This window comes from Stenotrophomonas sp. YIM B06876 (genome assembly GCF_030711595.1).
Lineage (GTDB): Bacteria > Pseudomonadota > Gammaproteobacteria > Xanthomonadales > Xanthomonadaceae > Stenotrophomonas.
The window spans coordinates 1-540 of the sequence record NZ_JAUJUJ010000526.1 but is presented as its reverse complement, the minus strand read 5'-3'; the positions used below and the strand labels follow the sequence as shown (position 1 = coordinate 540).

The 540-nt window shown below is 64.0% G+C and carries 1 protein-coding gene and 1 pseudogene; both read left to right on the top strand.

Going from position 1 to position 540, the window contains the following annotated elements:
* Positions 1-244: pseudogene (locus QZH66_RS18305) on the top strand (methyl-accepting chemotaxis protein); the annotation flags it as partial.
* Positions 232-390 carry a hypothetical protein gene (locus QZH66_RS18300; RefSeq protein ID WP_305807216.1) on the top strand — a complete coding sequence of 53 codons (159 nt, stop codon included), beginning with the start codon at positions 232-234 and terminating at the stop codon, positions 388-390. The pseudogene QZH66_RS18305 and the gene QZH66_RS18300, both read left to right, overlap by 13 nt.
* The last annotated feature ends 150 nt before the right edge of the window (positions 391-540 follow it).

The following is a 540-nucleotide window of genomic DNA, read 5'->3' as shown; positions in this document are numbered from 1 at the left end:
GACCGACATCATGGGCGAGATCAGCGCCGCCAGCCACGAGCAGTCGCTGGGCGTGGCGCAGGTGGGCGAGGCCGTCACGCAGATGGACCAGGTAACGCAGCAGAACGCCGCCCTGGTCGAGGAAATGTCCGCCGCCGCCAGCAGCCTCAAGGGCCAGGCGCAAGACCTGGTGGGCGTGGTGTCGGTGTTCCAGCTGGGCGCTGGCGCGGCTCCTGCGCAGNCGTCACGCAGATGGACCAGGTAACGCAGCAGAACGCCGCCCTGGTCGAGGAAATGTCCGCCGCCGCCAGCAGCCTCAAGGGCCAGGCGCAAGACCTGGTGGGCGTGGTGTCGGTGTTCCAGCTGGGCGCTGGCGCGGCTCCTGCGCAGCGCGCGCTGCAATTGATTTGATAGCTGCTGGCGCTTGTGTGGCAATGTTTTTGCGGTGCTATCAGTCGTAATTGATTAACTGGTGTGCGGTCGCAGCTATCTTTTTTGATTTTTGCGCTCTGGTGGTTGATCGGCTTTGCGCTTTTTGCTGGGGGTAGAGGCCGGGATGTG